The following is a 16004-nucleotide window of genomic DNA, read 5'->3' on the forward strand; positions in this document are numbered from 1 at the left end:
TTTCAGAAAGGAGCAAGCGCGTACAAGGAAATTAGAAAACTAGGAGGAAAAGTATGAACTTCGAAGTAGTGAATCAAGTATTGGTTATGAAGCTTGACCTTGTTGCTACGGTAGCCGTTGCAGTATTGCTATTAATGTTTGGATCCTGGCTACGCCGTGTTTTTCCGGTTTTAGCCAGATTCTGTATCCCTGCGGCCGTTATTGGCGGGTTTACATTTTCCATGTTAGCCTGGGTGCTTAAGGAAACGAGTATAGTTACTTTCAAAATGGATACCGTTTTACAGATGCCCTTTATGATTGCATTTTTTACTACCGTAGGTTTGGGTGGCAGTTTTGGTCTTATCAAGAAAGGCGGTAAATCACTGTTTGTATATCTGGTAGGCTGCTGGGTTCTAGCTGTTATGCAGAATGTTGTTGGCGCGGGTATGGCAATGTTGTCGGGTATTCATCCGGTGCTTGGCGTAATGGCTGGTGCCGTTTCGCTGGAAGGCGGCATGGGGGCGGCTTCGGCATTCGGTCCTACTGCGGAACAGCTTGGCGTACAGGGAGCGTTTGTTGTTGCCGTAGCTGCAGCCACTTATGGTTTGATAACTGGGGGATTAGTCGGTGGTCCGCTTGCTAAATGGCTGATTGAACATTATAACTTGGCGATTGAAACAAGCAAGGAAGAATTTAACGCATTACATCAAGTGTCGCCAGAAAACGAACACGATGACGTTGTATCTAGTAACAATGTTTTGTCAAGTATGGCTGTTATTCTTGTAGCTATGGTACTGGGAGCTATGTTTTCAGCCAAAATCAAAGATCTTACAGGTTTTGTTTTGCCAGGTTATGTAGGAGCTATGTTTGTTGCTGTGCTTATAAGAAATTTTAATGATGTGAAACCGGTCTTTACGATGAATGAAAAGGCAATCGACCTAATTGCGGATGTAAGCTTGGGTATATTTCTGACAATGGCCATGATGTCGCTAAAAATATGGGAACTTTCCAGCTTGGCAGGCCCACTGGTGCTCATTTTGGTTGTGCAAACAATATTTATGTTTATTTATTGTATCTATTTCCTGTTTCCGCTACTTGGACGCGATTACGACGCAGCTATCATGTGTGCCGGTATGATTGGACATGGGCTTGGTGCTACACCCAATGCTATTGCCAACATGAATGCGGTAACAGAACGGTATGGTGTAGTTTCACGCAAGGCTTTCCTGATTGTGCCGTTATGTGGCGCTGTGCTCATCGACTTTGTAGGAATTCCTAATATCGTATGGTTTATCAATTATTTTACCAAGTAATATAATCAGAAGGAGAATGTCAAATGAGTAAACTTGTTGAATGTGTTCCTAATTTCAGTGAAGGCCGCCGCCCGGAGGTTATTGATGCCATTGTCAATGAAGTTCGTAAAGTTTCCGGGGTAAAACTGCTTGATGTAAAGCCAGACGCCAGTCACAACCGGGTAGTCGTTACATTTGTTGGTGAGCCGCAAGCCGCCAAACAGGCAGCTTTTCATGCTTGTGCCAAAGCGGCAGAGCTTATTGATATGGAAAAGCACCAGGGTGAGCATCCCCGTATTGGTGCCACCGATGTTATCCCGTTTATTCCGGTAAGTGAAGTAAGCCTTGAAGAATGTGTACAGCTTGCTAATGAACTGGGACAGGAAATTGCCGGGAAGCTAAATATTCCTATTTATCTTTATGAGGCCGCAGCAAAAATTCCGGCCAGGAAAAACCTGCCTGATGTCCGTAAAGGCCAATATGAAGGGCTTAAAATGGCGATTGCTAAACCGGAACGCCATCCTGATTTTGGTCAGGCCAAAATGCATCCAACAGCAGGGGCGACTGTGGTTGGCGCACGTCAGTTTTTAATTGCCTATAACATCAATCTTGATACGCGTGATGTAAATATCGCCAAAAAAATTGCCAGCGCGATTCGTGAGGCTAAAGGTGGCTATCGTTATGTTCGGGCTATGGGCGTAATGATTGAAGAGAGAAACATGGCTCAGGTGACAATTAATATGGTCGACTATACCGGCACACCGCTTCATCGGGTATTCGAAACCGTAAAATCGGAAGCTGCCCGTTATGGAATCAATGTTGTCGGCAGTGAGATTGTAGGCCTTACCCCGCTGCAGGCGTTGCTGGATGCCGCCGAGTTTTACCTGCGGCTCGAAGGGTTTGAACGGAAACAGGTACTGGAGACGAATCTATAATAAGGGTTGCGTGTTTAATGGTCTATGCCGGACTGAATGGGGCGCTTTATAATGCAATTTGTTGATAACGGTACAAGCTGGTCGAGACAGGTAAAGATATTTTTAACTATGGGTTTATTCAGCCTGTTCACCAGGGACGTGCAGCCGAAAAAGTTCTCTTTCCGATTTTATTAGCTAAAGGTAAAGTGGCTATTTCCAATATGTTTTTTGATACCACGAGAGCTCATGTTGAACTTGCCGGTGCAAGAGCGATTGACTGTGTTGTCGCGGAAGCAAAGGATCCTTCGAAGCGGGCCCCTTTTAAAGGAAACATGGATGTTGAAAAAATGGAAAAAATTATTTTGGAATATGGGCCGGAGAATGTTGGTCTGGTTGTTATGACCAGTGATTTGGAAGCATTGTCAATTGGACTTTATGAAGGACTTAATGAAGATTACCTAAAGTATCGGATTGGACAGATGGAATACTTGGCAGCCCGTTTGGATGAAGCCGGTATTCGTGCGTGTGATATGGTTCTTATATGTTAGGCAACGATCCTGACACTAAAGAACAACTACGTGCTGATTTTGAATTTACCCGCCTTGCAATTCCGCGCCGGGTATATACGCAGGTTCACTTTGATATTATGGCGGAGGCTCTTATTGCGATTAAAGCCAAGGCACATGAAATTAAACATGGTTATAAGATTACATGGGAACCGCCAATCCTCCGCCACTTCCAGGCTTCCCTTGCAGCTGTTGAATAAGGGTAGAAACCATGGAATGATGTTAAGGTTTTGAATAGATAGAAGCTATGCCAATTTGAAGGTATAGCTTCTGGTTTGCGAGAAGTGACTACGATGATGGGCATTCACCAGATTCATGCCAGTAAAGGTGAACAGGCTGTACGGGAAGTGGTGCACAGCTTAATGTTTTATACCTAAGTAACAAGTCCAAGTTCATAAGCAGCTACTGTCCGCAATTGGCCGGTAACTGCTTTTTGTTTTATCAAAATAGCATTTTTACTGTAATTTTTTTCAAAATTATGCTATGCTTATTAAATATCCGTTTTATCGTTGGTTCAGGAGATGTTGGGATGATCAAAAGAGTTTTGGGGTTATTATGGGGTCTATGGCTATTTGGTTTGGGTGTTGTTGGAGGTCTGAACAGTGAATATCGGGGATAAACCAAAGAATGAACGGCTGCTTGGTATACTGTCTGCCGCCGGCGCTTATTTGCTATGGGGAATTCTGCCTGTTTACTGGAAGCAGATTTCGCAAATTTCAGCTTATGAGATTCTAGCTCACCGCATTATTTGGTCTTGCGCATTCATGTTTTTTGTTATAGTGGCAACACGCGGGCAAAAGCAGTTTTTTGAGGAGACTGCCGCTATTTGCCACTGCCGTAAAAAACTACTGGGATTGATTATGGCCTCACTGCTTATTAGCGCCAACTGGCTTATCTATATATGGGCGGTTAATGCCAATAGGGTTGTTGAAACAAGTCTCGGCTATTATATTAACCCGCTTGTTAATGTGTTGCTTGGAGTAACGGTACTGAAGGAGCGGTTGTCCCTGTGGCAAACTGTTTCTTTTGTGCTGGCGGCTTTAGGGGTTACGAATATGGCAATGCATTTTGGGGCCGTTCCCTGGGTTTCCTTATCGCTGGCGATTACTTTCGCTTTATACGGTATGTGTAAAAAGATATTGGGGCTTGGTGCGATCACATCGACTACTCTTGAAACGCTGATTGTATCGCCCGCGGCATTGGCGTATTTACTTTATCTCGCCGGACAGGGAAGCGGTTCGTTTGCTGTAGCCTCTGCGTTAACAATGAGCCTTTTGATGGGGGCCGGGGCAGTCACGGCAATACCGTTACTGTTATTTGCCAGTGGTGCTAACCGTCTGCCGCTCAGCCTTTTGGGGTTTATTCAGTATCTGTCGCCAACCATTACATTAGCAATTGGCGTAGGCTTATATCACGAAGCCTTCACCAGCGTTCATCTTGTTTCGTTTAGCCTGATTTGGCTGGCGCTGACTGTATTTTCCTTAGCCGGCACCCGGCCATTTATGAATGCCGAAGAATGGGTGAGAGACTGTAAAGGACGGCGGGAGCGGGAGGAAAAAGTGTCCTCTTGACATCAGCGGTTTTCTTACGTATACTCAATAAATAAAAGGATTAATTGGTGACGGAGAAGTCGCTGCCCATACATGCTGTGGGTTAGCGGCTTTTTTTTATAAAAAAGGAGGATGGAAAATGGATAAGCCCAAGTATCATATTTTTGTGTGTACCAGCTCACGCCCCAACGGGATTCAAAAAGGCCATTGCCACACGAAAGACGGCGTCGAAATTATGATGAAGTTTATGGAGGAGATTGAAGAGCGAGAACTGGGCGGTGAGGTGTTTGTTACCAATACCGGCTGTTTCGGGATTTGCGATAAGGGTCCCATTGTTGTTGTTTATCCGGATAATATCTGGTATGGGTCGGTAACGCCCGACGATGTGGGAGACATAATGGATGAGCACATTGAAGGCGGTGCGCCGGTAAAACGGTTAGTTATTTAGAACTTCTGTAAAATTAAAAGAAACGCTTATAGGCTGCCGGGCTTATTCCCGGCAGTTTTTATTTGAGCAGATGGCAGGCAGACAGTCTTATCGCCAGCCCAATTTTTCTTACCTTTAAAACTTGGCAAATAACGGGTATAATAAAAACTATATCAATTTAGTGAGGTTTTATTATGAGCAAAATAATTGTATTAGCTGAAAAGCCTTCAGTCGGACGGGATTTGGCCAGGGTATTGCATTGTAATACCAAAGGTAACGGCTATCTCGAAGGGGCTAACTATATCGTTACCTGGGCACTCGGGCACCTAGTGACACTGGCGGATCCGGAAGCTTATGACGATAAATATAAGGCATGGCGGCTGGAAGATTTGCCTATGCTGCCCAGGGAACTCAAGCTTGTTGTAATAAAGCAAACAGGCAAACAGTTTCATGCTGTCAAAGAACAGCTAGCCCGGAAAGACGTTAACGAAGTTGTTATTGCTACCGATGCCGGGCGCGAGGGCGAGCTGGTTGCCCGCTGGATTTTGGAAAAGGCGCATTGTAATAAGCCGGTAAAGAGACTTTGGATATCGTCGGTTACCGACAAGGCTATTCGCGAAGGATTTAACAAGCTGCGGCCCGGCAGGGACTATGAAAATCTGTATGCTTCCGCGGTCGCCCGCTCGGAAGCCGACTGGTTTGTCGGCATTAACGCAACCCGTGCGCTTACGACCAAATATAATGCGCAGCTATCCTGCGGGCGCGTACAGACACCAACATTAGCTATTATTGCCGCCAGGGAAGCCGAGATACAAAATTTTAAGCCGCAAACTTATTATGGAATTACCGCGGCTGCCGGGCGTCTCCTGTTAACTTGGCAGGACAGCAAGAACCATGAGAGTAGGATCTTTGACCAAGACCGCTGTGACAAAATCATAGCCGCCATGAAAGGAAAAAAAGCGGAGGTTCTTGATGTTCAGCAAGTAAGCAAAAAAAGTTTTTCGCCTCCTTTATACGATTTGACCGAGCTGCAGCGCGATGCCAATAAGCTTTTCGGGTTTTCGGCCAAAGAAACATTGTCCGTTATGCAGAAGCTGTACGAAAACCACAAGGCTTTGACATATCCCCGTACCGATTCGCGCTATATCACCACTGATATTGTAGAGACACTGAAAGACAGAGTGAAAGCTTGCGATACCGGGCTTTATTCCAAACAAATCCTTAAGATTTTAAAAGGACCGATTAAGGTGAGCGGACACTTTGTTGATAATAGCAAAGTATCTGACCACCATGCCATCATCCCCACCGAACAGCCGGTTGTTTTGAATTTGTTGACAGATAAAGAAAAGAAGATTTACGATTTGGTTGTCAGAAGGTTTTTGGCGGTGCTTTATCCGCCCTTTGCATATGAACAGACGACAATCAAAGCTCAAATTGGCAATGAAAGTCTTATTGCGAAAGGAAAAGTGGTCTTGTCAGCCGGTTGGCGGGAACTCTATAACAATCACCCGGACGAGGAAGAAGCGGACGAAGTCGCTGAACAACTGCTGCCCAGCCTAAAAAAGGGAGATGTTTTGCCGGTTCAGGCTGTGACCCGGACTAAGGGCGAGACTAAGCCGCCTGCCCCGTTCAATGAGGCCAGCCTGTTATCTGCCATGGAAAACCCGGTGAAATATATGACGGGCGAAAGTCAGACACTTAAACAAATTATCGGGGAAACAGGCGGTTTAGGCACCGTTGCTACCAGAGCCGATATTATTGAAAAACTTTTTAACAGTTTTGTTATCGAAAAAAAGGGTAAAGATATATTTATTACGGCCAAAGGCAGGCAACTCCTGGAGCTGGCGCCTACAGATTTGAAATCACCGGCGTTAACTGCCTCCTGGGAACAAAAATTAAGCGCTATTGCCAAGGGAAAGCTGCAAAAACAGTCCTTTATTACCGAAATAAGGGACTATACGAAAAATATTATCAGTGAAATAAAAAACAGCCAGGAACAATTCCGGCATGATAATGTTACGCGCACCCGCTGCCCTGAATGCGGTAAGTATCTGCTTGCAGTGAATGGTAAGCGCGGTAAAATGCTTGTCTGCCAGGACCGTGAATGCGGCTATAGAAAAACCATTGCTCAAATAACGAACGCACGTTGTCCTAACTGTCACAAGAAACTTGAACTGCGCGGCGAAGGCGAGGCGCGTACCTTTATTTGTGTTTGCGGTTATAGAGAGAAATTAAAAGCCTTTACAGAACGTAAAAAGCAAGAAGGTGACACGAAGGTATCGAAAAAAGATGTGTCACGTTATCTAGCCCAACAGCACAAGCAAGATGACCAGCCCTTTAACAATGCGCTCGCGGCCGCTCTTGCCAAAGTCAAGCTGCAGTAACGGGCTGTGGTTTTTGGTGATATTCAAAATGCCAAAAGGCAGGGACTTTTTGTGAGTAAAGAGATATTAATTATCAGACTTAGCTCAATTGGTGACGTCATTCATTGTACGCCTGTGGCCGGGGCACTCAAAAAGGCCTGGCCGGACTGTAAGATTACATGGCTTGTCGGTGAAGTCTGTGCCGAATTAATAAAATATAACCCTCACATTGACAACATAATCATGTGGTCACGGGAGCGTTTTGAAAAACACTTACAGGCTTTTGAATTTATCAAAGCCTATAGTATGTGGCACCAACTGCAGGTGAAGTTGAAGGAAAAGGTATATGATGTTGTGCTTGATATTCAGGGACTCTTTATTACGGGAATGATTACCAGGCAGGTAAGAGCCGAACGACGGGTTGGCCTTAGTGATGCCAGAGAACTGAATCCGCTGTTTATGACGGAGACGGCAAACCCGTTGGGAAAACATATCATCGACAGATACCTGGGGGTACTTACGCCACTCGGCATAACCCCTCAATATCGGAAAATGACATTAGTTATCCCGGAAACGGCAGACCAGTTTGCCCGGGCTTATTTAGAAAGCGAACAAATATTATCTCAAGATAGGTTTGCCGTGTTAGTTCCCGGCACAACATGGACGACAAAAAACTGGCCGCCTGATTTTTTTGCCATAACAGCGAAACTTCTTGCCAAGGATTTTAAAATCGTACTGTGCGGCGGCAGGAACGAGGTAAACTTAGGACGGGAAATCATCGCTAAGGCAGGTGTCAGCATCGTCGACGCAATTGGCAAGACCAGCTTATTACAAATGGCGGCGGTGCTTGCCCGGGCAACGGTAGTTGTTGTTGGTGATACCGGACCGCTCTATATGGCTGCGGCTATTAATACACCGGCTGTTGCCATATTTGGTCCAACCAATCCTGAAACTTACACCCCACCGGGAAAACAATATGCAGCGCTGTATAGCCGTCAGGCTTGCAGTTTTTGCCATAAAACGAAATGTCCGCAAGGCAACTATGCCTGTATGAGGGCTGTAACGCCGGCAGAAGTTGTTGATCAGGCTTACCGGCTAAGCGGAGATTAACAATTGCGAAATCAGATTTCAACATGTGCGTAGAGTTTCCCCAACAGCGATGTTTGGGAAACTTTTTTAGGTCAAACAGAACTTATAATAGAATTTTGTTGACATAAGTGCAACCAGCGGCTGGCGTTTTCGCCAAAGGCTCGGCGTTAGCCGGGTTTCTAACATTATCCGAAAGGTTAACCTTTCAGATAATAAGTAAGAACGACTAGGGTTTCTGCCGGCGTCCTGAAGGACTTGGCACAAGCCAAGTCTTTTCTTATGTGAACAAGGAAAACATATCCGTATTTAACCTTATATTTATAAAAATTTAATAAAAATTTTATGGTGGTATCTGGTAGACAGTAATTTTATTTTGGAATATAATTAAATGTGCGTTTAAAATTTCCTTTTAAAGAACTGTCAGTATTCGGGAAAGAAGGTGAATGCAACGAATGTAAAAATTTGTACGGATAAGCCAACAGTTAATAAAATAATTGAAGCGGCGGTTCCGTTGTTTGCTACCAGGGGATTAGCGGCAGTTTCCGTAAAAGAGCTGGCTGATGCTGCAGGCGTAAACATTGCCCTGATTTCGTATTATTTCGGCGGAAAAGATAATTTGTATGCCTTTATATTAGAGCAAGAGCTGACTGTACTGGGAGATGCCATCGAGAAGATAAGCAAAGAAGAAATCTCCCCTTTAATGAAAATAAGAGACTTTGCTGATGTAGTGATTGATATCTATAAAGAAAGACCCTATCTTGACCGTCTGTTTTTCGTTGAAATCTTCAATCCCACTAAATATTTTGACAGCTTTGTGAAGACCGCCGTTTACCGTCTGCATTATTTCCTGCGGGATTGTATTCAAGCTGCGATCGCCTGTGGGGAATTCAGAGCGGATATTGAGCCGGAATTTGCGGCCATATCTTTTATGAAAATATTGAATCTGTCGTTTACAACTCAGCAATTTTGCCGAGAGTTATTGCCCAACAGGGAGAACATAGCTGAACAATATATGTTACAGGCACTGGAAATCTACTTACATGGCGTAACAATGCCAGTTAGCAATAAAGAAACAGGAGGGAAAAGTAAGTGATAACGAACAAAAAAAGCATTATATGGCTGACCGTACTATTTTTGTTAGTAACTGCCGGCTGCAGCAAACAACAGGCCACCCGTCCGCCGCAGGCAGTAGCGGTTAAGGCAATGCAGGTTATTCAGCAGGATACGCCTGTTACATATGAGTATGTTGGTGAAATTGTCGCGAAAGACGAGGTACCGATAAAGGCGCAAATCTCCGGCAATATTTCCCGCAAATTAGTCAAAGGCGGCGATATTATCCAAGCCGGACAGCCATTGTTCGAAATTGATCAGCGCAAATATGCGGCAGTGGTTGCCGATGCCGAGGCCCAGGTAGCGCAAGCTCAGGCCTCATTAAGCAATGTCCGCCGCGATGTCAGACGTTATCAAAGTTTGGCCGATCAGGGCGCTATTGCCGTTCAAACCTTGGATACTACTTCATCCCAGGCCGAACAATATCAGGCGCAGGTCAACGCTTATCAGGCCAAACTGGATCAAGCCAGGAAAGATCTTGATGATACTCAGGTCGTATCTCCGGTCGACGGCCGGATTGGTGTGGGTGAGTTAAGCGCCGGCGCTTATGTCACCGCCGGCAGTACCGTGCTGGCAACGGTTTCAACGGTCGATCCGGTGCAAGTCAGCTTTAGCATGAGCGAGAATGAATATCTTAAGTTTGCCAAAATAGGAAGTTCACCTGATGCCTGGGGGCAAAACCTAAAACTAATTCTCAGTGACGGTAGTGAATACCCGGTTGCCGGTCATTTGGACCAGATTGACCGGGGACTGGCTAATCAAACCGGCACTTTGGCGATGAAAGCATCTTTTGGCAATCCGCAGCAATTACTGGTGCCCGGCATGTTTGCCAAAATCGTGGCAACCGGTGAAACCAGACAGGGGGCACTGCTGATTCCGCAGCGGGCTGTGCAGGAAATGCTCGGCAAAACCTTTGTCACCATTGTCGGTCCCAACAGCGAAGCCGTGACCAGACAAGTAAAATTAGGTCCCAAAATCGGCAATCTGCAAATTATTGAGGATGGCCTTGCCCTCCAGGATGTCGTTGTTGTCGAAGGATTTGCCAAAGCTCAGCCGGGAACCCCGCTCAATGTAACAATGATCGGGCTGAATGATCTTGCGATTCCAGGCGTGCAGTAAGGGGGCGTTCAGATGGCTAAATTCTTCATTAATCGACCAATTTTTGCAATTGTTATTGCCATTATTATCACGCTTGCTGGCAGCATCGCCGCGTTTAACCTGCCTATCGCCCAATATCCGCAGATTACGCCTCCTCAGGTTAGCGTCAGTACGACCTATACAGGCGCCAACGCCGATGTAGTGGAAAAGTCGGTTGCCCAGGTTATTGAACAACAGGTAAACGGCGTAGAAGGTGCGGTCGCTATGTCTTCGACCAGTGCCGATACCGGCCGGTATTCGCTTAATGTTAAGTTTGAATTAGGGCAAAACCCCGACATGGTGACCATGTATACCCAAAACCGGGTAGCCCAGGCCAATGCCGGCCTGCCTCAGGATGTACAAACAAACGGGGTGACGACCCGCAAGGTTTCTCCTGATACGGTGCTGTATTTCAGCCTTATTTCACCCGACGGCAGTTACGATAGTGTTTTTCTAAAAAATTACGGCAGTATCAACATTATCGACGATATTCGCCGGGTCAAAGGTGTGGGTGATATTTCCGAATACGGTACGGATTTCAGTATGCGTATTTGGCTCAAACCGGATAAATTGGCTCAGCTTGGTATTACCGCCTCCGACATTGCTACGGCGATCAAAGAGCAAAATGTGCAGGCCCCGGCCGGTACAATCGGCCAGTTGCCGTCGGTGGCGCAGCAGGAATTCCAATACACGGCCAGTGTTCAAGGCCGGCTTGTGACCGAAGAAGACTTTAGAAAAGTAATCATTCGTTCGCAGCCGGATGGCTCGGCTATTCGCTTGGGAGATATAGCTACAGTTGAATTAGGTGCTAAGGATAATACTTTTAAAAGCAGTTTTAACGGCCAGGATTCCGTTGTTTTTGCTGTTCAACTGACTACAGATGCCAACGCTTTAGAGACAGTTAATGGCGTGCATAAGGTTATTGAGGACGCAGCCAAACGTTTTCCGCCGGGGATGGAGTATCGCGTTCTCTCCGATAATACGAAATATATCAGGGAGTCTATTGAGAAAGTTGTCCACACGTTTTTTGAAGCCTTAGCCCTGGTGCTGATTATTGTATATTTGTTCCTGCAAAATTGGCGGGCTACCCTGATCCCGATGCTGGCGATCCCGGTTTCCCTGGTGGGAACCTTCGGCGCCTTTGTCGTGTTAGGCTTCTCTATCAATACACTGACACTGTTTGCCATGGTGTTAGCGATTGGTCTTGTGGTTGACGATGCGATTGTTGTTGTGGAAGCGGTCGAACACCATATGCGCTATTCCGGCCTCAATCCCAAAGAAGCTACCATCCGGGCTATGGAAGAGGTATCCGGTCCGGTTGTTGCTATCGCTTTCGTGCTCGCATCTGTTTTTATTCCGGTTGCTTTTTTCGGTGGAACGACAGGCGTTCTATACAAACAATTTGCCCTAACAATTGCAGTTTCCATGGCGTTATCCGCGATAGTAGCTTTGTCGCTGACACCGGCGTTATGCAGCCTGTTACTGAAGCCATATACAGGCGAGCAGCGCACCGGTTTATTAGGAAGATTTTTTGATCGGTTTAATCTTTGGTTTGAACAAATCATTGAAAAATATTCCCACGGTGTCCAACAGTCTATACGCAGAGCACGCCTATGGGGAGTAGGGTTAGTCGTCATTGCCGTATTATGCGTAGGCATGTTGCGGGTTCTTCCCTCGACTTTTGTACCTAGCGAAGATCAGGGCTTCTTCTTATCTGTTGTCAGTTTGCCGGAAGCGTCAAATATGAACCGTACCCGCGCGATTGCCAAACAGGTAGGCGAAATTTACCGTTCGTTGCCGGGTGTGGAAAATACTATGGAAGTTGCCGGGTTTGACATTTTGGCCGGTGGTCAAAAACCAAACGGAGCGATGGTAGGTATTGGCTTAACACCATGGTCTGAGCGGACAACGCCGGATACGCAACTGAAAGCTGTACTGGGGCAAGCCATGGCTCAAGTCAGCAATATTCCTGAAGCTACAGTTTTCGCTTTTAATCTTCCGTCACTACCGGGCATTGGTACCGTTGGCGGCCTCACTTTTATGATCCAGGATAGAGGCGGCGCCTCCCTGGAGGAAATGAATACGGTATCGCAGCAATTCATTGCGGCTGCCCGGAAACGTCCGGAATTTGCTATGGTACAATCCAGCTTCCGGGCCGATACGCCTGCTTATCGCTATGAGGTAAACCGGGAAAAAGCCAAAGCACTTGGCGTTCCTGTTCAGGATATTTTTACAGCGTTACAAACTTTTCTGGGCGGCGTTCAAGTAAATGATTTTAATAGATTTGGACGTACTTACAAGGTTATGTTGCAGGCTGAACCGGAATTTCGTGCCGACGCGGATGCGACTCGTTTCTTCTATGTCCGCAGTTCTTCCGGGACCATGGTGCCGCTTAATACGTTGGTCACACCAACTCCGACCAGCGGTCAATTGTTAATTAAACGGTTTAATGGCTATCCGGCGATGCAAATTAATGCGACAGCGGCTCCCGGTTACAGTTCCGGCCAAGCCATGGACGCTATGGAACAGATCGCCGCCGAGGTATTACCAAGAACATTTACTTATGAATGGGCTGATTTAAGCCGTGAAGAAAAGCTTTCCAGCGGTCACACTCCGGTTATTTTCGGCTTAGCCCTGCTGTTTGTGTTCTTATGTCTGGCGGCCCTGTATGAAAGCTGGAATATCCCGTTTGCCGTACTGCTTTCGGTGCCAACAGGTATTTTAGGATCAACTGTATTTCAATATGCCCGCGGGCTCGAAAATAGTATCTACATGCAAATCGGCTTGGTTATGTTGATTGGTTTGGCGGCTAAGAATGCTATTTTGATCGTTGAATATGCCAAAGTCAGGACTGACAAAGGCATGGAACCGGTGCAAGCCGCCATTGAGGCTTCCAAGCTTAGATTACGGCCGATTTTAATGACATCATTGGCGTTTATTTTAGGCTGCATTCCGCTGGCGATGTCAACAGGTGCCGGTGCTGCCGCCCGGACGGCCCTTGGCACAACAGTTGTTGGTGGTATGCTGTTTGCTACTAGTCTGGGTATCTTCCTGGTACCTGTATTATTTGTCGCTATTGAATATGGAACGGCTAAACTAAAGGCTTTTAAAACGGGTCACACTCGTGCTAGTTAATGCAGAAAGGCGCTGGATGCTGAAATCCAGCGCCTTTTTATCGATATGTGCTTTTTCTAACACCCTGCCTGTAAATCTTGGATACTACAATTCTGTTTGATCAAAAAAGGCGGGATGCAGTCTGCATCCCGCCTTGAAATTAGCGCTGTTGGCTATTTCTATTTTTAAATTTTTCCCACAAAAAGCGTCCGGCCATAAATATTCCGGCCAAGATCATAACATTAAAGATCATCCCCAGTATATTGGCAAACAGGCCGGAATTACCAAAACCAAACATGTTGCCCAGCATGCTGCCTAATAACATGCCGCCGCCCAAAAGGCCAATATTGCGAAGAAAGCCGCCGCTATTTTGCTGCACAGGCGACTGAGCCGTCTGTGTATTCGGTTTGGCTGCGGCCGCAGGCGCTTTTTCACTGTAACTTTGCGCCGGAGCCGAAGGCTTGTACTCCGTGGTATTGCTTTTAGACGGTGAAGTTTGCGTTGTCGGCGGCTTGGTAGACGGTGACGATATTTTGGATTTTGAACCACTCACCGCCGCGAAGCTGACAGCATTAAAGGCAAACATAAACACGAAAGTAAGCAGTAGAAGTTTTTTCATTCGTTACTTATTCCTCCTTATAGGTCTTGACGTCTTCCGGGAATGTGAAGATTTCAGCCAGATTAGGCAGTTCCCCGGTTAAATAACGGTCAATATCGTGGACATCGATATAAAATGTGCAGGCTACCTCAAGATAACCCTGTTCCTTACCCTGGCTAAGATCCCGAATGGCTATCAGACGTTCGCGGAGCGCCTGACAGTCTTGCGTTGACGCGGTTACACTGAGAGTTGCAAGCGGAATGCCATATTCCCGTAAAACGTCTTGCAGGTTCATTCTTTCTGACATGAATGTAATCACCACTTTGTATAGTTTGTGCTCTCAGAAGAGAGTCCACCATTATCAATGTAATATGAAAGTTAAAAAAAGTCAAGGTGAAATAGTAAAAGGGATGGTTGTAAACGGCTATCTTTGCTATAATAAAAGCCATAATTTAAGTTGTAGTGAGTGAGGTTACTTTATGCGCAAATTTGTGAAAGTTACCGAAAGTGTAATGACTCCTTTAGAGCCGCGGCGGGCCGCTATTTTGGCGGAGGAGTGTTTGATTGAACTGCGTTTTGTCGAGAGCCGCAGCGAGAAGCATGGTTGGTTATATGAATATGAAGCAACCGGTGAAGTAGGCAGGGTGGAAAAATTTTTCATCAGGCTTAAGGACATTGAGCAGAAAAGAAGTTAGATCCGATAGAGCTTTTTTTGTATGAGCCATTTGGTAACAGGTACGCAGACCAGCAGAATAAACAGCAGTCGAAATAATTGATAGGCAACTACTGTGGGAAAATCGGCGTTGGCAGATATGGCTGTCAACGCCATTTCTGACATTCCTCCTGGTGCCATGCTGATAAATGCCGTTACAAAGGATACGGGGTAAATCAGAGAAAAAATATAGGATACCCCAAGCAGAAGCAGAATGACCATTAGGACAGTAAATAAATTGATGACGGAAATTTTTTTCCAATTGGCAAGGCTGCCAAAATCAACATCCAGGCCCATCCTAATGCCGACAAAAATTTGGGCTAAGGAAATAACCGGAGCGGGCAATACCGGCGCGTGCAAGCCTGACAGTGTAAGGAGTGCCGTACCCAGCACCGGGCATATAACGTAGATGTTAGAAATGTGGAGACGTTTGGCTAGTTTGACGAATGCCAAGATGGTTGCCAGAAAAATTGCCAGTATCGGTAGTTGACTAAGATCCATATGGCTTACAGTCGACATAGCAGCGGGTGTAACATGGGTGGCGATGCCATGCAAGGCCAGCAGCGGAACGGTAAAAACAACAGTAACGACCCGCACTGTCTGCATCAAGGTTACCACGGAAACCGAGGTTCCTTTGGTTTCCTCGCAGATGACGGACATCTGCGAAAGGCCGCCGGGAATACTGCCAATCAGGCTATTAGCCAAGCCGATGCTGGTATAGCGTTCGGCCAGGTAACCGGTGCCTAAGCATAAGGCGATGAGGATGACGGTTGTTAGCAGCATGATAGGCAATTGCTGTGCGATTTGCTGGGCAACAGATAGGGTAAACGGACTGCCCATCATATAACCTAGGACGATCAAGCCCATATTGCGTCGTTTTTTTGGCCAATAGGCGACTTTGCCCAGCAGGGTTTTCCAAATAATTGCCATGGCCAGCGGGCCCAACGTCCAAGGCAAGGGCAGGTGCAGTAAGCTAAATAAAAAACCGCCTGCGGCAGCGAGGACAAAAATAACCAACGATTGTTTGTGCATAATTCACCTTTTATTACTGTAATGTGTATATATTATCACTTTGATATTAAAAGCTAAAATGCGATAAAACCCGAATAATCAGGTTTTATCGCATTTAACGGCTGTTTAGCATGATTTATCT

The 16004-nt window shown here is 46.0% G+C and carries 15 protein-coding genes; 12 read left to right on the forward strand and 3 right to left on the reverse strand.

Features of this window, described 5'->3' with window-relative positions; genetic code table 11:
- Positions 1–53 precede the first annotated feature (53 nt).
- The 11 genes from gltS to BLR65_RS12195 all read left to right on the forward strand — a co-directional run bounded on the left by gltS (position 54) and on the right by BLR65_RS12195 (position 13562).
- Positions 54–1292 carry a sodium/glutamate symporter gene (gene gltS, locus BLR65_RS12145; RefSeq protein ID WP_093794457.1) on the forward strand — a complete coding sequence of 413 codons (1239 nt, stop codon included), beginning with the start codon at positions 54–56 and terminating at the stop codon, positions 1290–1292.
- A gap of 23 nt (positions 1293–1315) precedes the next feature.
- Positions 1316–2206 (forward strand): glutamate formimidoyltransferase, encoded by an 891-nt coding sequence (gene ftcD / locus BLR65_RS12150; RefSeq protein ID WP_093794458.1) that lies wholly within the window; start codon positions 1316–1318, stop codon positions 2204–2206.
- Between the two features lie 116 nt (positions 2207–2322).
- Positions 2323–2733 (forward strand): beta-eliminating lyase-related protein, encoded by a 411-nt coding sequence (locus tag BLR65_RS30890; RefSeq protein WP_245692725.1) that lies wholly within the window; start codon positions 2323–2325, stop codon positions 2731–2733.
- Positions 2727–2951 (forward strand): beta-eliminating lyase-related protein, encoded by a 225-nt coding sequence (locus BLR65_RS30895; protein WP_245692716.1) that lies wholly within the window; start codon positions 2727–2729, stop codon positions 2949–2951. Before BLR65_RS30890 ends, BLR65_RS30895 begins: the two co-directional genes overlap by 7 nt.
- Positions 2952–3353: 402 nt before the next feature.
- Entirely contained in the window at positions 3354–4322 is a 969-nt protein-coding gene (gene rarD / locus BLR65_RS12165; RefSeq protein ID WP_245692718.1) for an EamA family transporter RarD, read from the forward strand.
- Between the two features lie 118 nt (positions 4323–4440).
- The gene (locus BLR65_RS12170) at positions 4441–4749 is read left to right on the forward strand and encodes a 2Fe-2S ferredoxin (protein ID WP_093794460.1); all 309 of its coding nucleotides are present in this window, start codon (positions 4441–4443) and stop codon (positions 4747–4749) included.
- A 173-nt stretch (positions 4750–4922) separates the two neighbouring features.
- Positions 4923–7112: a DNA topoisomerase III gene (locus BLR65_RS12175; RefSeq protein WP_093794461.1), complete on the forward strand. Its 2190-nt coding sequence runs from the start codon at positions 4923–4925 to the stop codon at positions 7110–7112.
- A gap of 51 nt (positions 7113–7163) precedes the next feature.
- Positions 7164–8201: a glycosyltransferase family 9 protein gene (locus BLR65_RS12180; RefSeq protein WP_093794490.1), complete on the forward strand. Its 1038-nt coding sequence runs from the start codon at positions 7164–7166 to the stop codon at positions 8199–8201.
- Between the two features lie 418 nt (positions 8202–8619).
- Positions 8620–9273, forward strand: coding sequence for a TetR/AcrR family transcriptional regulator (locus BLR65_RS12185; protein WP_093794462.1), 654 nt, complete (start codon positions 8620–8622; stop codon positions 9271–9273).
- Positions 9270–10409 carry an efflux RND transporter periplasmic adaptor subunit gene (locus BLR65_RS12190; protein ID WP_245692720.1) on the forward strand — a complete coding sequence of 380 codons (1140 nt, stop codon included), beginning with the start codon at positions 9270–9272 and terminating at the stop codon, positions 10407–10409. The genes BLR65_RS12185 and BLR65_RS12190 overlap by 4 nt, the downstream gene beginning before the upstream one ends.
- 12 nt (positions 10410–10421) lie before the next feature.
- Positions 10422–13562 carry an efflux RND transporter permease subunit gene (locus tag BLR65_RS12195; RefSeq protein ID WP_093794463.1) on the forward strand — a complete coding sequence of 1047 codons (3141 nt, stop codon included), beginning with the start codon at positions 10422–10424 and terminating at the stop codon, positions 13560–13562.
- A 139-nt stretch (positions 13563–13701) separates the two neighbouring features.
- Here the strand turns inward: BLR65_RS12195 and BLR65_RS12200 are convergent, their stop codons facing one another.
- Together BLR65_RS12200 and BLR65_RS12205 are read right to left on the reverse strand one after the other, a co-directional pair.
- On the reverse strand, positions 13702–14160 hold the full coding sequence (locus BLR65_RS12200; RefSeq protein ID WP_093794464.1) for a hypothetical protein: 459 nt from the start codon (positions 14158–14160) through the stop codon (positions 13702–13704).
- 7 nt (positions 14161–14167) lie between these two features.
- Positions 14168–14446 carry a hypothetical protein gene (locus BLR65_RS12205; protein ID WP_093794465.1) on the reverse strand — a complete coding sequence of 93 codons (279 nt, stop codon included), beginning with the start codon at positions 14444–14446 and terminating at the stop codon, positions 14168–14170.
- Positions 14447–14618: 172 nt separating this feature from the next.
- Between BLR65_RS12205 and BLR65_RS12210 the strand changes: the two genes are divergently transcribed.
- A complete protein-coding gene (locus BLR65_RS12210) occupies positions 14619–14834 on the forward strand; it encodes a hypothetical protein (RefSeq protein ID WP_093794466.1) in 216 nt (71 codons plus the stop codon).
- Here BLR65_RS12210 and BLR65_RS12215 read toward each other — a convergent pair.
- Positions 14831–15883 (reverse strand): AbrB family transcriptional regulator, encoded by a 1053-nt coding sequence (locus BLR65_RS12215; protein WP_093794467.1) that lies wholly within the window; start codon positions 15881–15883, stop codon positions 14831–14833. The two genes, BLR65_RS12210 and BLR65_RS12215, sit on opposite strands and share 4 nt — an antisense overlap.
- Between the last annotated feature and the right edge of the window lie 121 nt (positions 15884–16004).

Source organism: Sporomusa acidovorans, from assembly GCF_900101845.1.
Classification (GTDB): Bacteria; Bacillota; Negativicutes; order Sporomusales; family Sporomusaceae; genus Sporomusa; species Sporomusa acidovorans.

Coding starts and splice junctions, on each gene's coding strand:
- BLR65_RS12210 (WP_093794466.1), top strand. CDS start 14,619: ATGCGCAAATTTGTGAAAGTTACCGAAAGTGTAATGACTCCTTTAGAG.
- ftcD (WP_093794458.1), top strand. CDS start 1,316: ATGAGTAAACTTGTTGAATGTGTTCCTAATTTCAGTGAAGGCCGCCGC.
- BLR65_RS12170 (WP_093794460.1), top strand. CDS start 4,441: ATGGATAAGCCCAAGTATCATATTTTTGTGTGTACCAGCTCACGCCCC.
- BLR65_RS12200 (WP_093794464.1), bottom strand. CDS start 14,160: ATGAAAAAACTTCTACTGCTTACTTTCGTGTTTATGTTTGCCTTTAAT.
- BLR65_RS12205 (WP_093794465.1), bottom strand. CDS start 14,446: ATGTCAGAAAGAATGAACCTGCAAGACGTTTTACGGGAATATGGCATT.
- BLR65_RS12175 (WP_093794461.1), top strand. CDS start 4,923: ATGAGCAAAATAATTGTATTAGCTGAAAAGCCTTCAGTCGGACGGGAT.
- BLR65_RS30895 (WP_245692716.1), top strand. CDS start 2,727: ATGTTAGGCAACGATCCTGACACTAAAGAACAACTACGTGCTGATTTT.
- BLR65_RS12195 (WP_093794463.1), top strand. CDS start 10,422: ATGGCTAAATTCTTCATTAATCGACCAATTTTTGCAATTGTTATTGCC.
- BLR65_RS12215 (WP_093794467.1), bottom strand. CDS start 15,883: ATGCACAAACAATCGTTGGTTATTTTTGTCCTCGCTGCCGCAGGCGGT.
- gltS (WP_093794457.1), top strand. CDS start 54: ATGAACTTCGAAGTAGTGAATCAAGTATTGGTTATGAAGCTTGACCTT.